The 17,626-nt window shown below is 64.9% G+C and carries 13 protein-coding genes; 7 read left to right on the forward strand and 6 right to left on the reverse strand.

The genetic code is table 11. The features are described from left to right. Window positions 1-662 precede the first annotated feature (662 nt). Together WT97_RS04150 and WT97_RS04155 are read left to right on the forward strand one after the other, a co-directional pair. The gene (locus WT97_RS04150) at window positions 663-3,515 is read left to right on the forward strand and encodes a filamentous hemagglutinin N-terminal domain-containing protein (protein ID WP_082751319.1); all 2,853 of its coding nucleotides are present in this window, start codon (window positions 663-665) and stop codon (window positions 3,513-3,515) included. A gap of 318 nt (window positions 3,516-3,833) precedes the next feature. After that, entirely contained in the window at window positions 3,834-5,588 is a 1,755-nt protein-coding gene (locus WT97_RS04155) for a ShlB/FhaC/HecB family hemolysin secretion/activation protein (RefSeq protein ID WP_156440203.1), read from the forward strand. Between the two features lie 75 nt (window positions 5,589-5,663). Here WT97_RS04155 and WT97_RS04160 read toward each other — a convergent pair whose 3' ends face one another. The 3 genes from WT97_RS04160 to WT97_RS04170 all read right to left on the reverse strand — a co-directional run bounded on the left by WT97_RS04160 (window position 5,664) and on the right by WT97_RS04170 (window position 7,869). Then, window positions 5,664-6,395 (reverse strand): fucose-binding lectin II, encoded by a 732-nt coding sequence (locus WT97_RS04160; RefSeq protein WP_060352922.1) that lies wholly within the window; start codon window positions 6,393-6,395, stop codon window positions 5,664-5,666. A gap of 148 nt (window positions 6,396-6,543) precedes the next feature. Next, complete coding sequence (locus WT97_RS04165; protein WP_060352923.1) at window positions 6,544-7,377, reverse strand: fucose-binding lectin II; 834 nt, start codon at window positions 7,375-7,377, stop codon at window positions 6,544-6,546. Between the two features lie 102 nt (window positions 7,378-7,479). Further along, complete coding sequence (locus tag WT97_RS04170; protein ID WP_023474822.1) at window positions 7,480-7,869, reverse strand: fucose-binding lectin II; 390 nt, start codon at window positions 7,867-7,869, stop codon at window positions 7,480-7,482. Between the two features lie 960 nt (window positions 7,870-8,829). Between WT97_RS04170 and leuA the strand changes: the two genes are divergently transcribed. Continuing rightward, the gene (leuA, locus tag WT97_RS04175) at window positions 8,830-10,539 is read left to right on the forward strand and encodes a 2-isopropylmalate synthase (RefSeq protein WP_179949749.1); all 1,710 of its coding nucleotides are present in this window, start codon (window positions 8,830-8,832) and stop codon (window positions 10,537-10,539) included. A gap of 63 nt (window positions 10,540-10,602) precedes the next feature. On the opposite strand, the gene WT97_RS04180 is transcribed toward leuA, so the two are convergent. Next, on the reverse strand, window positions 10,603-11,316 hold the full coding sequence (locus tag WT97_RS04180; RefSeq protein WP_060352925.1) for an autoinducer binding domain-containing protein: 714 nt from the start codon (window positions 11,314-11,316) through the stop codon (window positions 10,603-10,605). Between the two features lie 196 nt (window positions 11,317-11,512). Between WT97_RS04180 and WT97_RS04185 the strand changes: the two genes are divergently transcribed. Further along, the gene (locus WT97_RS04185) at window positions 11,513-12,328 is read left to right on the forward strand and encodes a helix-turn-helix transcriptional regulator (RefSeq protein ID WP_060352926.1); all 816 of its coding nucleotides are present in this window, start codon (window positions 11,513-11,515) and stop codon (window positions 12,326-12,328) included. A 45-nt stretch (window positions 12,329-12,373) separates the two neighbouring features. On the opposite strand, the gene WT97_RS04190 is transcribed toward WT97_RS04185, so the two are convergent. Together WT97_RS04190 and WT97_RS04195 are read right to left on the reverse strand one after the other, a co-directional pair. Beyond that, the gene (locus tag WT97_RS04190; protein ID WP_060352927.1) at window positions 12,374-13,720 is read right to left on the reverse strand and encodes an aspartate aminotransferase family protein; all 1,347 of its coding nucleotides are present in this window, start codon (window positions 13,718-13,720) and stop codon (window positions 12,374-12,376) included. A 56-nt stretch (window positions 13,721-13,776) separates the two neighbouring features. Then, window positions 13,777-15,138: a condensation domain-containing protein gene (locus WT97_RS04195; RefSeq protein ID WP_060352928.1), complete on the reverse strand. Its 1,362-nt coding sequence runs from the start codon at window positions 15,136-15,138 to the stop codon at window positions 13,777-13,779. A gap of 396 nt (window positions 15,139-15,534) precedes the next feature. Here WT97_RS04195 and WT97_RS04200 point away from each other — a divergent pair, with 396 nt between their 5' ends. The 3 genes from WT97_RS04200 to WT97_RS04210 are packed head-to-tail and all read left to right on the forward strand — an operon-like array spanning window position 15,535 to window position 17,626. Beyond that, complete coding sequence (locus WT97_RS04200) at window positions 15,535-16,317, forward strand: DUF3050 domain-containing protein (RefSeq protein ID WP_060352929.1); 783 nt, start codon at window positions 15,535-15,537, stop codon at window positions 16,315-16,317. Next, window positions 16,314-16,703, forward strand: coding sequence for a hypothetical protein (locus tag WT97_RS04205; protein ID WP_060352930.1), 390 nt, complete (start codon window positions 16,314-16,316; stop codon window positions 16,701-16,703). Before WT97_RS04200 ends, WT97_RS04205 begins: the two co-directional genes overlap by 4 nt. Beyond that, a complete protein-coding gene (locus WT97_RS04210; protein ID WP_060352931.1) occupies window positions 16,700-17,626 on the forward strand; it encodes a diiron oxygenase in 927 nt (308 codons plus the stop codon). The genes WT97_RS04205 and WT97_RS04210 overlap by 4 nt, the downstream gene beginning before the upstream one ends.

Raw genomic sequence — 17,626 nt, forward strand, 5'->3', positions numbered from 1 at the left:
TCGTTGCGGCGGACGAGTCCGGGCAGCGGTCCGGCTGCGGCGCGAGCGCTCGATGCTCGCATGTGGCAGCGTATCGTTTGGAGCACTATAGCGCTTGAACCCTGTGGCCGCGCCCACCGGCCACCATCGAACGCCCGCGCCGCAGCCGGATCGTGCGCGGTATCCGGACGGCTGGCGGGCAGGGGCTGTGCCGCGCTCCCCCGCGGTCGCCGGTTGCTTGCCGAACCGGAATCGTGCCGCAACAGAGTAACGCGCGGCGCCGCGCAGGCCAATCAGCCCGGTCCGAATCCACGTCGGTCGCGGCGAACCATCGGGTCTATCGGCCAGTTCGAAGCCCTCTCATTCTTCGTGTTTCTTCCCCTCGGCATCATCGGTAGCGGGTCACTCCCTGCAAGCCTTCGGCCATTGCGTGACCCGAATCGCCTTGCCATCGGCGCCGTATCTTCCTGGAGGGAATGTCAAGAACTGTGCGCCGGTGGGCCGAATCATCCCAGTCCGATGGACCTGCCGAAACGGCCTGCGTAGCATCAAGAGATTGCATCGGTCGCTGTATGTCGTACGCCGGGATTCCGCATCCATTCGGCTCTTTCGGCCCGATGCAACGGAGAAAATCGATGCGCGCGGAATCCGCTCCGTGATCGGCCAGATGAGGAAGTAGGAAAATGAATTCAAAGCAGTCCTTGAAATTGGATACGAGGCATGCACGTCAGTGCGTGCTGAAGCCGCTCGCGATGCTGATTCCACTGATTGTGGCCGGCCATGCGTATGCGGCTCAAGGCGGTGCGATCGCGGCCGGCACCGGCAGCATTACGCATAACGGCCCGAACACGCAGATCGATCAGACGTCATCGAAGATGATCGTCAACTGGAAGAATTTCGACATCGCCAAAGGAGAGGCGGTCAACATCGCACAGCCGACTGCCAATGCCGCTATCCTGAACCGCGTGCAGTCGGGCGACGTGACGTCGATTCAGGGTGCGTTGAACGCAAACGGGCGCGTGTTCGTCGTGAACCCGAACGGCATCGTGGTCGGCAAGGGTGCGACGATCAACGCGAACAGCGTGGTGCTGTCCGCCGCCGACGTGTCGGACGGCGACTTCATGACGAATCGCCAACTGACGTTGCAGAACGCCAATGGCGCGACAGGCACCGTGCGTAACGACGGCACGATCGCAACGCAGAGCGGTGCACTGCTGGCCGGCGCGCGCGTCGTCAACGGCCCGAACGGGGTCGTCGTGGCCCGGAACGGCAGCGTCGGGCTCGTGGCGGGCGGCAAGGTGACGCTCGCGCTGGCGGCGGACGGCAGCCTGCAAGGGGCCTACGTCAACGAGGGTGCGGCGGGCGCATTGGCGGCCAACGACGGAGTGGTTTCCGCCGGAAACGGCTGGGCACGTCTGGAAGGGAATACGACCGATGCGTTACGTGCCGAGGTCGTACGCAACACCGGCCACGTCGAAGCGGCGTCGCTCGCGGGTCTGAGTGGGACAGAGGGCGCTGGTACCGTGTCGATCTTCGCAAACGGCGGCAGCCTGAGGAATGCCGATATTCGCGTGGGTGGCGATATCAGCGCGCGCAGTATCGAGATCCGCAGTCCCGGTGAACTGACGCTCGATGGAGCGACGCTGAGCACCAACCGGGGGGAGGGTTTGCCACCTGCACCCGACACCACCTTGAGCGCCAATCGGGTCACTGTATCGGAGAACGGTGCGACATCCGATGGCACGCTGAAGATCATCGGGAGCGGGCTGGATGCGACTTATCGCCAGCAGGGCGATCTGATCGTGACCAACGGCGCGATGAGCGCCTCAGGTTTCGATCGAATCGTTCAGAACGGCGGCCTGCTGTACGCAAACGGGCCCGTCGATCTTTCCGCGCGTGACATCGTGCTCGGCGACGTGACGACACCCGGCCTCCTGACGGCGGGTGCCGATCGCAATCTCGACATGAACGGCGCGCTAAACGTGCCCACTATAAACGCCACGGCCGGGAGCGACATGACCGTCTCCGCGCCCGGTGCCGTCAATGCGCGAGTTGCCTCGTTGAATGCCGGCAACGACCTGAATGTCGACGGACGAGTTGACGCGAGCAATTTGGGGTTGCTGTCCGGTAAAAACGTGAATGTTGCGGGCGCGGTGACGAACCCGGACGCCTCGCGGGCCGCGAATCTCGCCATTAGTACGAAGAGTGGCGGCATGCTGCGTATCGATGGCGTGGTCGACGGAGTGACGGTACAACTTATCGGCGATCGAGGCGTCGAGCAGTCTCAAAGCGGCGTCCTGCGCGGCGGAAGATTGTTGCGCATTGCGAGCGGCGGTGACGTCGTGCTTAACGGTGCGGTGCGTGCCCCGAACGGGTATTACGTCAGGGAAGGGGATGACGTCGTCAACTACGCTGCGGGCGACTACGCACCGGGACAGGCGCACGGCGCCAGCCTCGCGCCGGTACAGCCGGGGCGTGGTGGTTCGATCGCGGCTGGCGCTGGCACGATCGCTCAGGACGGCAAGGTCACCGACGTCCAGCAGTCGACCGATCGCATGGTCGTGAACTGGAAGGATTTCGACATCGCACGCGACGAGGCCATCAATTTCCGGCAACCGAATGCGAATGCAGCCGTGCTCAACCGCGTTGCATCCGGCAAGGTCACGTCGATCGACGGCGCGCTGAACGCGAACGGCCGCGTCTTTGTGCTGAATCCGGACGGTATTGTGGTCGGCAAGAACGCGACGATCAATGCGAACGGCGTGACGCTGGCAGCCGCCGACACGTCGGACGACGACTTCATGCAAAAGCGCGCGCTGCGCTTCAGCATGGATTCGGCCAAGCGCGGGATCGTGCAGAACGAAGGGACCATCGCGTCGAGAACGGGCGCGGCGCTGATTGGCCGCGAGGCGGCGAACCTCGCGTCCGGGCGCATCACGAGCGGTAACGGCAACGTCGCGCTGGCGGCAGGCGGTGGCGCAACGATGTCGCTGAATGCGGACGGCAGCCTGAACCAGGTCGACGTGACGGACGCGGCCAATCGTGCATTGGTAGCGAACGACGGCCGGATCACGGCGGACAACGGCTATGCGAGCCTGCAGGCTTACGCTTCCGGCTCGGCCGATGCGGAAGTGGCGCGCAACCGCGGCCAGATCGACGCGATCAACCGGTCGAACACGAGCCGGTCGGCAAGCGGCCTGAGCCGGGGCGACGTGCTGATCAGCGGCCGCAACGCGGATGGCGGCGACCAGGGCGGTATCGTCAATATCCGCGGTCGGATCACCGGGCAGAACATCCGCCTGGCCAGCACGGGCGACCTGAATCTGTCGAACGGCGCCACGCTGGGCACGCGCAACGTCGGCCCGGATTACGGCGTGACGCTGGCCGGCCGGCGCGTGGCGATCGCATCGACCGGCGCGACAATCAACGGCGATGCGACCGTGCAGGGCGTGGGCGATAAAGCCGTGTATGTGCAGGACGGGGCGCTGAACACGTCAGGCCAATTGTCGATGAGCAACATCGTCACGTCGCGGTAAGCCGTGCCGCGTGCCGCACGGAATCCTTTTCGTGCGGCACGGGCGGGCGCAAACGTGACGCGTGCGTTCGTTTTTGCCCGTCCCGGGCGGGCGATTGCTGCGCCCGCCTTCTCTTGACGTCGTTGGCAGTCGTCGCGGCTCACGCCGCGAATGCTTCATCTGGCGGATGCACGGCTTGGCGCCGCGCCCCTTTCCGTCATATCCGCTGCAACGCAGGCTTGCAGCGTCGAATCCCGAATCTCTTGAAAGGTCGCATGACCGGAAGCCGGAGCACGGCGTCCGCGCCTGACGTGTGGCTATTTGTTGGCGGAACTCATCATGAAATCGACGTTAGCCGTGGGTCGTCGCATGGACGGAGCGACGGCGCGCATCTCGGCGTCCGCGTTGCTGCTGTTTGCTGCCGCTCGTGCGGACGGGCAGACGTTGCAGCCGCCCGGAAACGCAGGCCAGTTGTTGCAGCAGAACCAGTCGCTGTTATCCCCCGGCGTCGATGGCGTACGCCAGCAGGAGGGCGCGGACGACGCGGTCGTCGACGAGCGCGCGCGTGCCACCGGGAGCGGCATGGCGACGCTGCACGTCGCTCGCTTCGAGTTGAACGAATCACTGGGCGAGCCGCTTGACAGCGACGTCGCGCGGCTGTTCGCGGGCGCGGCGGGGCGCGATCTGACGTTCGAGCAGATCACGATGGTGCGCATGCAGCTCAACGCGCTGCTGCGTCGGCGGCTTGGCTTGCTGGTATTCGCGATCCTGCCGGAGCAGGATGCGCGCAACGGCATCGTGCGCTTCGCCATCGTGCGCGGGCATGTCGAGAGCATCGAAATGAACAATCGCTCGCGTGTGTCGGATGCGACGCTCGAGCGAATCGTGCCGGCTGCGGGGAAGGGCGGGGCTCCACTGCTCGCGATCACGCGGCCGGATCTGAGCGACGTGCAGCACGCCGCGCAGATCGCGCGCACGTTGCCCGGTGTCGCGTCCGTCACACCGATGCTGACGCAAGGCGAGACCGAGGGCGGCACGCGTGTGGTGCTCGACGTCGCGCCCGAACCGGCCATCGAAGCGACGGCGGTCGCCGACAACGGCGGATCGCCGAGTACCGGGCGCTACCGGGTTGGCGCGCAAATGACGGCGAACAGCCCGCTGGGCATCGGCGATCGCGCGCGCGTGCTGGCCTACAATGCGCCGTCGGCGATTCAGGATCGGGACGGCGCGCATGGCAAGACGTGGATCGGTCTCGCCTCATACGATATCCCGCTGGGCGGCGCGGGAACGCGCGGCGGCGTCCAGTATTCTCGCGTCCAGTACGCGTTGGGCGGCCCCTTGCAGGATCTGGGCGACGGCTATGCGGACGTCATCGGCGCGTATGTCAGGCATCCGTTGATATTGACGCCGAAAGACGATTTGAGTGTCGGTGTCGCCTACAACCGGAAGCTGCTGAAGGACTCGTTTTTCTCTTACGCGTTTCGTCGACGCTCAAACGTGGCGAGCGTCTCGCTGAACGGCTCGCATTTCGGCGACTGGAAAGGGCGGCCGAACGGATTGCAATATGCGTTCACGGTCGATGCCGGCGACGTGAAACAGCTTGATGTCGGATTGGGCGATCCGTCCACGCAGGGGCGCTTCGTGAAGTGGGGCGGCTCGGCCGACTTCACGCAGATGCTGTGGCCGGGAGCCAGTGTTCGGGCGCGAATGAGCGCGCAATTCGCGAGCACACACTTGGATCCTTCGGAACAGATGTCGCTGGGCGGACCGGACGCCGTGCGCGCCTATGGCTACGATGCACCGAGTGTCGATCAAGGTGCAATTGCATCGGTCGATCTGATGCAGGATATCGCCGTGGTGCCCGGCCTTTCGGCTCGTGTGTTCGCGGATGTCGGCCGCGGTCAGATCAATAAGTCGCGCGCGCTCGCCGGTGCCGACAACACGTGGAACGCGCGCGGCTATGGAGTAGGCATGACCTATCAATACAAGGCCCGCGCACGCGTCGATGTATCGCATGCGTTCCGAGTCGGGGCGCCGGCCGGCCAGCGGCCGGACGCCGGACAGACGTGGGTTACGGCGACGCTTAATTTCTGATTGCCGTGAAACGGGATCGCCGGACCGTGCGGCCCGGCGATGGCGAGTGCATGTCCGCCGGTGTCAACCCGATGCTTAGCCCAACGGCCAGTTCAGGATCGCGATGCCGTCGTTGTAGTCGCCGTCGCCGCCATCCTCCGAGCCGACCAGCCCGAAGTAGGTCTTCTTGAAGATGTCGACCTGACGTGAGCCGATCTTCGACGGCTTGCCGTTCGCCGTCACGACCACGCGCACCTTCCCCTTGCCCGAGTTCACGACCTGCGTGTTCAGGTTCGCGTCCTGCGTGCCGGCGCCCTGGAACGTCGCGGCCGGTTTCGGGTTGTCGTCGACGAAGACCTCGATCGTCTGCTGCGCGGACGAATTGACCAGTGCGGTCACGCCGAACGCGATGTTCGGCGGCAGGTTGAAGATGCCGTCGCGTTCGCCGCCGGCTGGCGTGGGATCCGGCTGTACGGGTTGCGGCGTCGCTTTCGAGAAGTAATTGACCACCGCGCCGACGCCGAACTTCGCCGCCGCACCGGGCAACACACCGGGCGCGCCGGCCCACGTCACCGTGCAGGCAACGACCTGGCCCGCCGCATCGGTTTTCACCTTGTTCTGCCAACTGCCGACGTCGAAGCTGTACGGGATCGTCGCGATATCGACGAACACGTCGTATTGCGGCAGTTTCTCGACGAGCTGCGCGGTCATGAACTGACGCATCCGGTCGAGCACGGCCTGGTCGCCGTTGGCTTGCACGGCAGTGGCATCGTTGCCTGCGAGTTGCAACAGCGCGTACAGGTCGTCGTGGGTAAAGGGTTGTGACATGTCGTCCTCGTCTGGATGGAAGGTCTCGCATCGCGCGCCCGGTGATCGGAGTTCACCGGGCCGCGCGAGGCAAAGCGTGGGACTGCTCGAACGATTCGCAATGGGTGGCTGGTCCCGTCGCCATTGCGATGTTTCGCGACGGCCGTGCTCAGCCGAGCGGCCAGTTCAGGAACACGATGCCGTCGTTGTAATCGTCATCGGCGCCGTCTTCCGACCCGACGATCCCGAAGAACGACTTCTTGAAAATGTCGACCTGTCGCGAGCCGAGCCGCGACGGCTTGCCGTTCGCCGTCACGATCACCCGCACGCGGCCCTTGCCGGAGTCGAGCACCTTCGTGCCGAGGTTCTGGTCCTGCGCGCCGGCGCCTTTGAACGTCGCGGCCGGCTTCGGGTTGTCGTCGATATAGATGTCGATCGTCTGGTCGTTCGCCGCATTGGTGAGCGCGGTCACGCCGAACTTGATGTTGGCCGGCAGATTGAACGTGCCGTCGCGTTCGCCGCCGCCGATGTTGCCTGCGCCGCCGCTTCCGCTGTTGCCGCTACCGGCGTCGGCACCCTGATTCCCGCCGCCTTGCGACGACGATTGCGCGACCGCCTCACCGATCGCGGAAAGGCTCGCAAACGAATCGATATGCATCGTGCTGCCGCGCACGCTTTTCCATTGGCCTTTCACGAACGTGACGCTGCTGTCGACGTCGATCGCGACGACGAGCGTGAACGGCATGCGGCCGCTGGTTTCCGGCGCCTTGGTCGAATGCGTGAAGCAGCCGTCCGCGACGACGCCCTTGTCGGTCGCGATCGCGAAGTAAATGCCGGGATAGTTGTTGCCGGTGGCATACGGCGTCGGCACGTTGAGCGTGACGAGCAGTTTGCCGTCGCGAATGTTCTCTTTAGCGATGTCGAGATGCAGGCCCGGAATGTCGACGTAAGTCTCCGAGGTCAATACCGGCGCGCTGGTGATCGAAGCCGAAAGGATGGGCACGGAGGTCTCCTGAAAGCCAAACGGTTTGATGAGGGGGGCGGTGATGCGCGAAACCGCCGGTCGGCCTGGCACGCGGCATCCCGGCGGTTATTGGCGGGCCGATCAGCCGATCGGCCACTGGAGCACCACGATCCCGTCGTTGTAGTCGCTGTCGTGGCCGTCTTCCGATACGACAATCCCGAAGTTGACCGTGAACGGCGAGCCGTCCGACTTCTTACCGTTGATCGGCGCGAGGCGCGCGTCAGTCGGCGACGGCTTGCCGTTCACCGATACTTCGAAACGGATCTTGCCGTTGCCGGAATTCAGCTTGGCTTCGCGCGGGCCGTCGCGCGTCGTCAGCTTGTGGTACGCGGCGGGTTCCTGGCTATCGCCGATAAACAATTTGATGTGTTGTTGCTCGGCTGCATTCGCGAAGAAAATCGCGCGGAAATCGGTATTCGGCGGAATCGAGAACTCGCCGGCGCGGTTGGATGACGTTTGAGAGTCGGCCATGCTTTTCTCCTGTGGAGTGTTGGGTAAGGCCAAGGGCCTTGCCGCGCAAACGTTTGCCGTTTGAAACGCGACGTACCGAGCATGACGAAAAATAAATAAAAAAATATTCGAATGAGAATGGTTATTGTTCAGTAAATCGAAATTCAACATTAATCGATTTAGTGAAATATGCTTAATGAGGTGGATTTATATATATTCCAGAAATTATACCGATGCGTGTATCGCTTTCCTGAATGATGCGCGAGCGCACTACGCGGGGTGGGGGGGAAGGCGGGGGTAATCGGACTTCGGAGCAGACGCTCGGCGTTCGCATATGGCAGCGTTTCGTTTCAACATCAGCATCTCTGTCGTGGCCGCGCCCACCGGCCACCGTCGAACGCCCACACCGAAGCCCGATTGCAGGGGAAGGGTATGCGGCGACCGGTGAGGAGGATGGACCGACTCACTCCGAACATGAATAGGGCCTCACCGGCGCCGCACTCGTGAAGCATATCGACGGGGCAAGCCGGTGCCTATCGGACTGGACTGATTCTGCGCAAAACGCGCGTGTCGTGGACGAAGCGGGATCGATGCGTACCCGGTTGACAGCCGTGGTCACCCTGTGATTTGATGCCGGTCATGCACGCCGCTCAGTTCCTTTTCTCGCTACGACTACTAGCTCGCTTCTCCGGGCTGGGTCTGCGGCTGCGCGCGCTCCATCTGCTTCTTTCCTGAAGCGCCAGATTTTCCCCGCATCACCGACCTGGCCCCGGTTGTCGACCGGCGCCTGAGTTTGTCTTTCTTCCGTTACCACTCCGCTCCGTCCCGGTCGCTCAACCGCCAAGGCCGTCGTTTGCCGTACCGCTTTGCCGTTGTGCCGCTTTCTTGCCATTTTCACCGCTGCGCGCGTAGCCGGCTCCTGATGCCGATGGCCGTCGCGCTGCGCTTCACCGACAAACAGACCGAGGACCGAACATCATGATGCTGAAGAACCCCGCGACGAAATACCGAGCGTTCACGCCCGTCAACCTGCCCGACCGCACGTGGCCCTCGCGCACGATCACGCAGGCGCCGATCTGGATGAGCACCGACCTGCGCGACGGCAACCAGGCGCTGTTCGAACCGATGGACGCCGCGCGCAAGATGCGGATGTTCAAGACGCTGGTCGCGATCGGTTTCAAGGAGATCGAGGTCGCGTTCCCGTCGGCGTCCGAAACCGATTTCAACTTCGTGCGTGAACTGATCGAAGGCGGCCATATTCCCGACGACGTGACGATCGAAGTACTCACGCAGGCGCGCGATGACCTGATCGAGCGCACCTTCGCATCGCTGCGCGGCGCGAAGCGCGCGATCGTGCACTTGTACAACGCGACCGCGCCGGAATTCCGCAAGATCGTGTTCAACCTCGATCGCGACGGCGTGAAGCAACTGGCGGTGAACGCGGCGCGCACGATCAAGCGCTGCGCCGATGCAGCGACGGACACGCAATTCACGCTGCAGTACAGCCCGGAAACCTTTACGGCGACTGAACTCGACTTCGCGAAGGAAGTCTGCGACGCGGTGTTCGACGTGTGGCAGCCGACGCCCGAGCGCAAGTCGATCGTGAACCTGCCGGCCACGGTGGAAATCGGCACGCCGAACTTCTATGCTGACCAGATCGAATGGATGCATCGGAACCTCGCGCGCCGCGATTCGCTGATCCTCTCCGTGCATCCACACAACGACCGCGGCACTGCGGTCGCGGCGGCCGAGCTCGCGGTAATGGCTGGCGCCGAGCGCATCGAAGGCTGCCTGTTCGGCAACGGCGAACGCACCGGTAACGTCGATCTCGTCACGCTCGCGCTGAACCTGTACACGCAGGGCGTCGATCCCGGCCTCGATTTTTCGCAGATCAACGAAGTTGCGCGCACCGCCGAAGAATGCACACAGTTGCCGGTCCACCCGCGCCATCCGTATGTCGGCGACCTCGTGTTCACCGCGTTCTCCGGTTCGCACCAGGACGCAATCAAGAAGGGCTTCGCGGTCCAGCGCGCGGATACCGTATGGGAAGTTCCGTACCTGCCGATCGATCCGAACGATCTCGGCCGCACGTACGATTCGATCATTCGCGTGAACAGCCAGTCCGGCAAGGGCGGTATCGCGTACCTGCTCGAACAGGGCTACGGCGTCGCGCTGCCACGCCGCATGCAGGTCGATTTCAGCGCGGCCGTGCAGCGCCTGACCGACGAGAGCGGGCACGAGGTGACGAGCGCGCAGATCTGGGCGCTGTTCCAGCAGGAGTACGTCGAAAGCGACACGCCGCTGCGCTATGTCAGCCACGAGCTGACCGAGCGCGACGGCCGCGAGACGATCGTGCTGACCGCCGACGTGCATGGCGAGCGCCGCGTGCTGCGCGGCGAAGGCAACGGCCCGCTCGACGCGCTGATGCATGCGCTGCACACGCCGCTGCGGATCCAGCATTACGAGGAGCGCGCGCTGTCGCAGGGCGCCGATGCGAAGGCGATCGCGATCGCCGAACTGGCCGGCACGGGCGTGCGCGGCAGCGCGTTCGGTGTCGGCGTCGATGCGAACTTGACGACCGCATCGATTCGTGCGGTGATCAGCGGTGTGAACCGCGCGTATGCCCGCGCGGATGAGGTTGTGCAGGCAACCTTCTTTGCCGGACAGCCGGCGGTGCAGGCCATCGCATAAGCGGGTCGAAACCCGGACGGCAGGGCCGGCCGGGTTGTTTCAGATCACGGCGTGCGCGCGCCGTCAGGGCAGCAGCCCGAGCATCGCGGCCTTGGTGGCCGCATGCGTCTTGTTCATCGCATCCAGCTTCACGACGGCGTTCTGCAGATGGAACTTCACCGTCCGCTCCGCGATCCCGAAGATCATCCCAATCTCGTAGGCCGTCTTGCCGTCGGCCGTCCACGCCAGCACCTCGCGCTCGCGCAGTGTCAGTCCGCTGCCCACCGGCGCAATCGGATCGGCAAGGCACGGCATCAGGTACGCGTGCGCCGCATGCGCGAGGCTCGCACACGGTACACGCAACCGCGAGACTTCATCCGCGTCGAGCGGTGTCGTGTCGCGCACGAGCGTCAGCACGCCGAGGTTGCCGCCCCGGTCGTAGCCGCCGTGCGACCAGCCGTAGCGCATCCCGAAGCACGCCGCGTCGTGCCAGAACGCAGTGTCGCCCGGTTCGTCGAACGCATTCCAGACGACCGGCCGCGGCTGATTCGCGACCCGCTTGATGATCGGATCGATGGTGACGTAGCCGAATTTCACATAACGGTGTTCCCATTCGCGTGGATGATTGCCGACGATCTGCATGTCGGGCCGGGCGAGCGGTAGCGTGCGGCGCAAGCCGTACACGCAATACCGGAACCCGAGTGCGGCCGCAGCGGCGGCAATCGGCAGGAGCGCGGCTTCCGCAGTGGGTGCGCGCTGTAGTGCATCGAAACAGTCGTGCAGTATTGTCAGGTCCATCGGTGTTCCTCGTTGGTGTGGGCGGGTCGTACATTGCGGCCCGCGCGTATCCTGTTCAAAAGGACAGTTTTGAGGCGAAGCCGACGCCGGTTTAATGGCGACTGTTCGCACGACGGGCCCGCTTGTGCGGGCACCTGTCCCCCCGTCGTTTCACGTGTTGCGGTACCCCTCCGGTTTCGTATCAGGATGATCGACCATGACTAGCGTTCAAGACGTGCCTCTCCTCGCGCGCGCCGGTGCGCGCGCGTTCGCCTTCGGCGGGATCCGCTCGATCGAACCGCTCTGCGCGTCGGCCCCCGCCCGCGCGCTTGCTCACGAGTATGCCCCGCACGCGCATCAGGCCGGGCAACTATTGTTTACGACACGCGGCGTATTAGTGCTCGACGTCGAAGGCCAGCGCTGGATCACCCCGCCGCTGCGCGCAATCTGGATTCCGGCGCGCACCGTCCATGCGATGCGCGTGGCCGACGACGTGCAGCTCTGCTCGCTCTATCTCGGCGACACACTCAGCGCGCGGCTGCCGGCCACGCTATGCGCGATGACCGTATCGCCGCTGCTGCGCGAGCTCGCCACGCGCGTTTCCCATCCGTTCGATTGCAGCATCGAGCACGACCCGCTCACACGCCTGTTCGCCGACGAACTGCATGAACTCGCGCAGACGCCGCTCACGTTGCCGCTGCCGCGCGACCGGCGCCTGCTGAAGCTGTGCGAGCGGCTGCAGCGCGAGCCGCACTGCGAATTGCCGCTCGACACGCTCGCACGCGACGCCGCGCTAAGCGCGCGCCACTTGGCGCGCCTGTTTCGCAGCGAGACCGGCATGAGCGTGGCCGCGTGGCGCCAGCAACTGCGGCTGTCGATGTCGCTCGCGCTGCTCGCGAGCGGCATGCCCGTCACGCAGGCCGCGCACCAGGTCGGCTATCGCAGCCCGACCACCTATGCGGCCACCTTCAAGCGCGCGTTCGGCGTCACGCCGAGCCAGTACCTCGCGGCGGCGGAAGCGGCGGCGCGCTGACCCCCGCTGCCACCGCCTCCGCTGCCACCGCCTCCGCTGCCGCGTTCAGCGTGCGGTCCAGCGCGGCACCGCTTCGAACGCATGCTCGAGCGCATGCACGATCCGGTCGACGTCCTCGCGTCCGATCACGAGCGGCGGCGCGATCGCGAGCCGGTTGCCGAGCGAGCGGATCAGCACGCCCGCATCGCGCGCCGCGTCGGCGAGCGCGGCCGCATAGCCGTCCGATGGATCGATCGATTCGCGCGTCGCCTTGTCCTTCACGAGGTCGATGCCGACCAGCAGCCCCTTGCCGCGCACGTCGCCGACGACCGGATAGCGGTCGACGAGCGGCTGCAGCCGCTCCAGCAGGTACGCACCTTCGCGCGCCGCGTTGCCGGCGAGATCCTCGTCGACGATGATTTGCAGGTTCGCGAGCGCGGCCGCGCAGACAATCGGGTGGCCCGAGTAGGTGTAGCCGTGCATCAGCGTGCCGATACCGCCCGGGTTGGATGCAAACGCGTTCTCGATGCGGCGGTTGACGACGGTCGCGCCAAGCGGCAGATACCCTGACGACACGCCCTTCGCCAGGCACATGATGTCGGGCGCGACACCCCAGCCGCGACTACCGAACGCCGCGCCGGTCCGGCCGAAGCCGGTCACCACCTCGTCGGCGACCAGCAGCACGCCGTGGCGGTCGCATACTTCGCGCACCAGCGGCCAGTAGTTCGCGGGTGGCACGATGATGCCGCCTGTCGCCTGCACCGGTTCGGCGATGAAGGCGGCCACAGTGTCGGGCCCCTGGAACAGGATCTCGCGCTCGACGAGCGATGCACACAGCCGGCCGAGCTCCTCAGGGTCATGCGTGAACGGGTTGCGATAGATCCACGGCGTTTCGACGTGGAAGCAGCCGGCGAGCGTCGGCTCGTAGTTGCGCCGGTAGATGGTGTTGCCGGTGACGGAGCTGCCGCCGAAGTGCGAGCCGTGATAGGCCTGACGCAGCGCGATGAACTTGGTGCGCTCGGGCTGCCCGGACACCTTCCAGTACTGCCGCGCGATCATCAGCGCGGCCTCGACAGCGTCCGAGCCGCCGGAGCCGAAGATCACGCGGCTCATGTCTTCCGGCTGCAGCATGCTGACCAGCCGCGCCGACAGTTCTTCCGCGCGCGGATGGCTGAACCCGGCGAACACCGGGTGATATTCGAGCTCGTCCAACTGGCGGATGATCGCCTCCTTGATCTCCCGCCGGCCGTGACCGACGTACACGTTGAACAGCGACGCGACTGCGTCGAGATACGGGCGGCCGGTATCGTCGTATAGGTAGCAGCCTTCGCCGCGCGTGATGCGGATCGGCGGGCGCGCCGCAGCGAGCGGATGTTGTCGGGGATGCCAGAAGCGAGATTCCGAATAGGACATGGCAGGACTCCATAGTGATTCGGTTGGACGGGGCAGCAGGGTGAGGCAGATGACGCTCAGCCGACGAGCGCCGTCGCTCGAAAGTCGAGCCGACTTTCGAGCGCGCCGAGCGTCGCGAATGGTTCGTCGAGCGCGACACGCATGAAAGCCAGGAACTGGCCGACGTGGGTGTTTAGCGCGTCACGGCTGTAGTACTGCGGGCTCGCGTCGAAGTCAAAGCGCAGCGGCTCGCCGTTGCGGCGATCAGTCAGGTTCACCATCAGGTCGTCGGTGGTGCCGACGGACAGGTTGTGCGACGTCGTCACGCAGTCGCCGAACCGCAGGTCGTAGTCGAATGCCATGATGTTGATCTCGGGGCCGAACACGCCCTGGCCGTTGTCGAGCGACGTCAGCTCGCGGTGCAGGTCTCCCATCCGGTAGCGCTGATGCTGGCGCAGCGCGGTCATCTCGCGGTTTGCCTGGCGGCACAGATCGTCGAGCGTGTGACCCGGCTCGACGTGCAGGCGCAGCGGCAGCATGTTCGCGCACTGCGTCGGCGTGCGGCGCTCGCGCGCCGACGTGCGGGCCATTGCAGCGACCGACAGCACGATGTCGGGCGCCCCGGTGTTCAGGTACAGGTACGCGGCGGTCAGCGCGGTGACGAGCCGCGGCACCGTCGACGTGAACAGCCCCTTGGCGACCGCCTCGATGCGCGCGCTCTCGGTTGCGGTGGCGATGCGCGTCTCGCGCAGGTCGGGCCCGTCGTCGCGCTCGGGAAAGCGTGCGGGGCCGGCGAGCGTGACGGTGCGCGGCTGGTCCGCGAAGCGTTCGAGCCAGTAGCGGCGATCGCGCGCGAACTGTTCGGAGGCGCGGTAAGCGTTTTCGTCCAGTTGCAACTCGGCAAGCGACGCGAAGCGCGCGGGCGGCGCCTTGGCGCCAGATGCGAATGCGCTGTACAGCTCGGCGGCGCGCGTGGCGATCAGGCTGCCCGAATAGCCGTCGACCAGGATGTGCGCGTAGCCGTGATACCAGTAGTAGTGATCCGGCGCGATGCGGTACAGCGTGTGGCGGAAGAACGGCCCGCGCACCAGCTCGATCGCGCCCGTGCAGTGCGCGCGCATGCTGGCGAGCGCGATGGCATGCGCGTCTTTCGTGCCGGCGAGGTCGACGTGTTCGAGCGTCCAGTCGTCGGCGAGCGCGGCGTCGAGCACGCGCACGGGCGTATCGCCATCCAGCACGATCCGCGTCGTGTGCAGCGTCTGCGCCTCTCGAATCACCTGCCGCAGCGCGCGTTCGAATGCGTCAGTGTCAAGTGCGCCGCGAATCTCGAAATACTCGGCCGCGTAGATGTGCGTCGACGGGACGGGATACGCGAGCGCTGCTTCCCAGAAATCGCGCTGCGGCGCGGACAGCGGCAATTGAAGCGTCGAATCGGTCACGTCGTTTCTCCCGGAAAGCTTATTCTGGTGGATGAATTAAATGCGCGCATTTGTTTAATAAAAAATACATATTTGCATCGTGCATTTCATTTTTGATGAATCGCAATTGTTATCCTAGACAGCCCGATTTGCAGCTGTCAATTCCATTCGGTTTTGTTGTTAATTCGTAAAAGCCTTGCCAGTAAATGGGTTGGTGGGTGTGTGAGAAGTCTGGTCCGGAAAGAATATGAGAATGTCTGTTTTGAATAGGCGGCAAATTGGAAGCTTATTTAGCATCGACGCCTGAAATTGCTGCGCAAGCCGAAAACGGCATGCAGGCAATTCGCCGGAAACGGTTTCCGGCGCCGGAAGCCGGCGCAGTGGGCTGGCGCGAGCGGACATTACTAGGAGAGTCCCGTGAATCAACTGGAAGGGCTGGAGCGAAAAATCGGCGAGCAGCACGAGCGGCTCGCGCATCATCCGGTGTTCGGATCGATCCGTACCATCGACGAGCTGCGCGTGTTCATGGAATGGCACGTATTTGCCGTGTGGGATTTCATGTCGCTCGTGAAGCGGCTGCAACAGGATCTGACAACCGTCGCGGTGCCGTGGGTCGCGCCGCGCAACGCGAATGCGTCGCGCCTGATCAACGAGATCGTTCTCGGCGAGGAATCGGACGAAACGCCGAACGGCCACATGAGCCACTACGACCTGTACCTGCACGCGATGCGCGATGTCGGCGCGTCGACGTCACGCATCGAGGAAATGGTGTCGCTGGTGCGCTCGGGCTTCTCGGTGTCGGCCGCGCTGAAGGCCGTCGATGCGCCGGAGCCGGTGATCCGCTTCGTCGAGGCGACGATGGCCACGTGCACGTCGGGCGCGACGCACCAGGTGCTCGGCAACTTCTTCTACGGCCGCGAGAACGTGATTCCCGACATGTTCCGCACGCTGCTCGACGAATGGAAGATCGAGCGCTCGTCGATTCCGCTGCTCGTGTATTACCTCGACCGCCATATCGAAGTGGATTCGGGCGAGCATGGGCCGGCGGCGCGCGCGATGATCCGCGAAGCGGCGGACGGCGACGCGGCGAAGCTCGAGGAAGCGCTGCAGGCCGGGCTCGATGCGATCGACGAGCGGATGCGCCTGTGGGATGGGCTGCTCGCGCATCTCGGCCAGACCCGCAACGTGGTGCCGGCATGAACGCGCGCGGGCTGTCCGAGCGCATCGTCGATTTCGCGGCGCTCGACTGGGAGCACCCGGCGGCGTTCGACGACGGCATCAACCAGGTCGTGCTCGTCGATACGCTGGACGAGCACGCGAAGCGCGGCATCCGGACACGGATCGTGCGGTTCGATCCCGGCGCGGGCACGCGCGTGCCATTCCTGCACGACTACCACGAGGAGGTGCACCTGATTGACGGTGACCAGAGTCTGGTCGACGTCGTGACGCGCGAGTATCGCGCGACGTATCGGGAAGGCAGCTATTTCGTGCGTCCGGCCGGCACGCCGCATGGCCCATTTCGCAGCGACGCGGGCTGCCTGCTGCTTGAAATCCATTACTACGGTTCCCCGGAGGACACGCGATGACGAGCGCCGTCACATACGTGAGCCACGTCGATCGCTGGGAGGCGCGCGCGACCGTGCGATCGCGCCCGCGGCGGCTCGTCGAGGACGACGAACTGCGCTACTACCCGCTCGAACGCCAGCCGTTGTGCGCGCACCCGGCGATCGTCGACGCGGGCGACGTGGTGCGCGACTTCGTCCTGCTGCAGAGCTTCTACAAGTACATCCAGGACGTGATCATCTTCGAGACGGAGATCGTCAACGCCACCGCGTTGCGCATCGCACGCGGCCGGTTCGCGCACCCGTTTCCGTTCGCGTGCCGGCAGGACGCGATGACCGTGGTGATCGACGAGGATTATCACGCGTATGTCGCCATGGACTACCTGCGGCAGGTCGAGGAGGCCACCGGCATCGCGCCGCTGCCGCCGAACAGCGAGATCGAGCTGTCGCGTGCGATTCCGCGCGCGATCGAGCGGGTCGGCGCGCAGTATCGCGACGGCATGGAGCTGCTGTGCGTCGCGATCTCGGAGAACACGGTCACGGCGGAAGTCGCGGCTTTCTCGCGCGACGCGACGCTCAAGCGCTCGGTGAAGGGCGTGATGGCCGATCACCTCGCGGACGAAGGCCGTCACTCGGCGTTCTGGATCAATCTCGTGAAGCTGTACTGGTCGGAGATTGACGAACCCGCGCGGCTCGCGCTCGGCGAAGGGCTGCCATGCTTCCTGCGCGAATACTTGAGCGCCGATCTGCAACTGCAGTTCGATCGCCGCCTGATCGACGCGCTCGATCTGCCGGCCGCCGAGCGCGCGCGGATCGCGGACGACATGGTCGGTGCGTATCCGATCACGAGCCAGCATCCGATGATCGTCAACATCCGGCAGTTCTTCCGGATGAGCGGCCTGCTCGATCACGCGCCGACCCGCGCGGCCCTGTCCGACTACCTGTGA

It is taken from the genome of Burkholderia sp. MSMB1459WGS, assembly GCF_001534535.1.
In the GTDB taxonomy this organism is placed as follows: Bacteria; Pseudomonadota; Gammaproteobacteria; order Burkholderiales; family Burkholderiaceae; genus Burkholderia.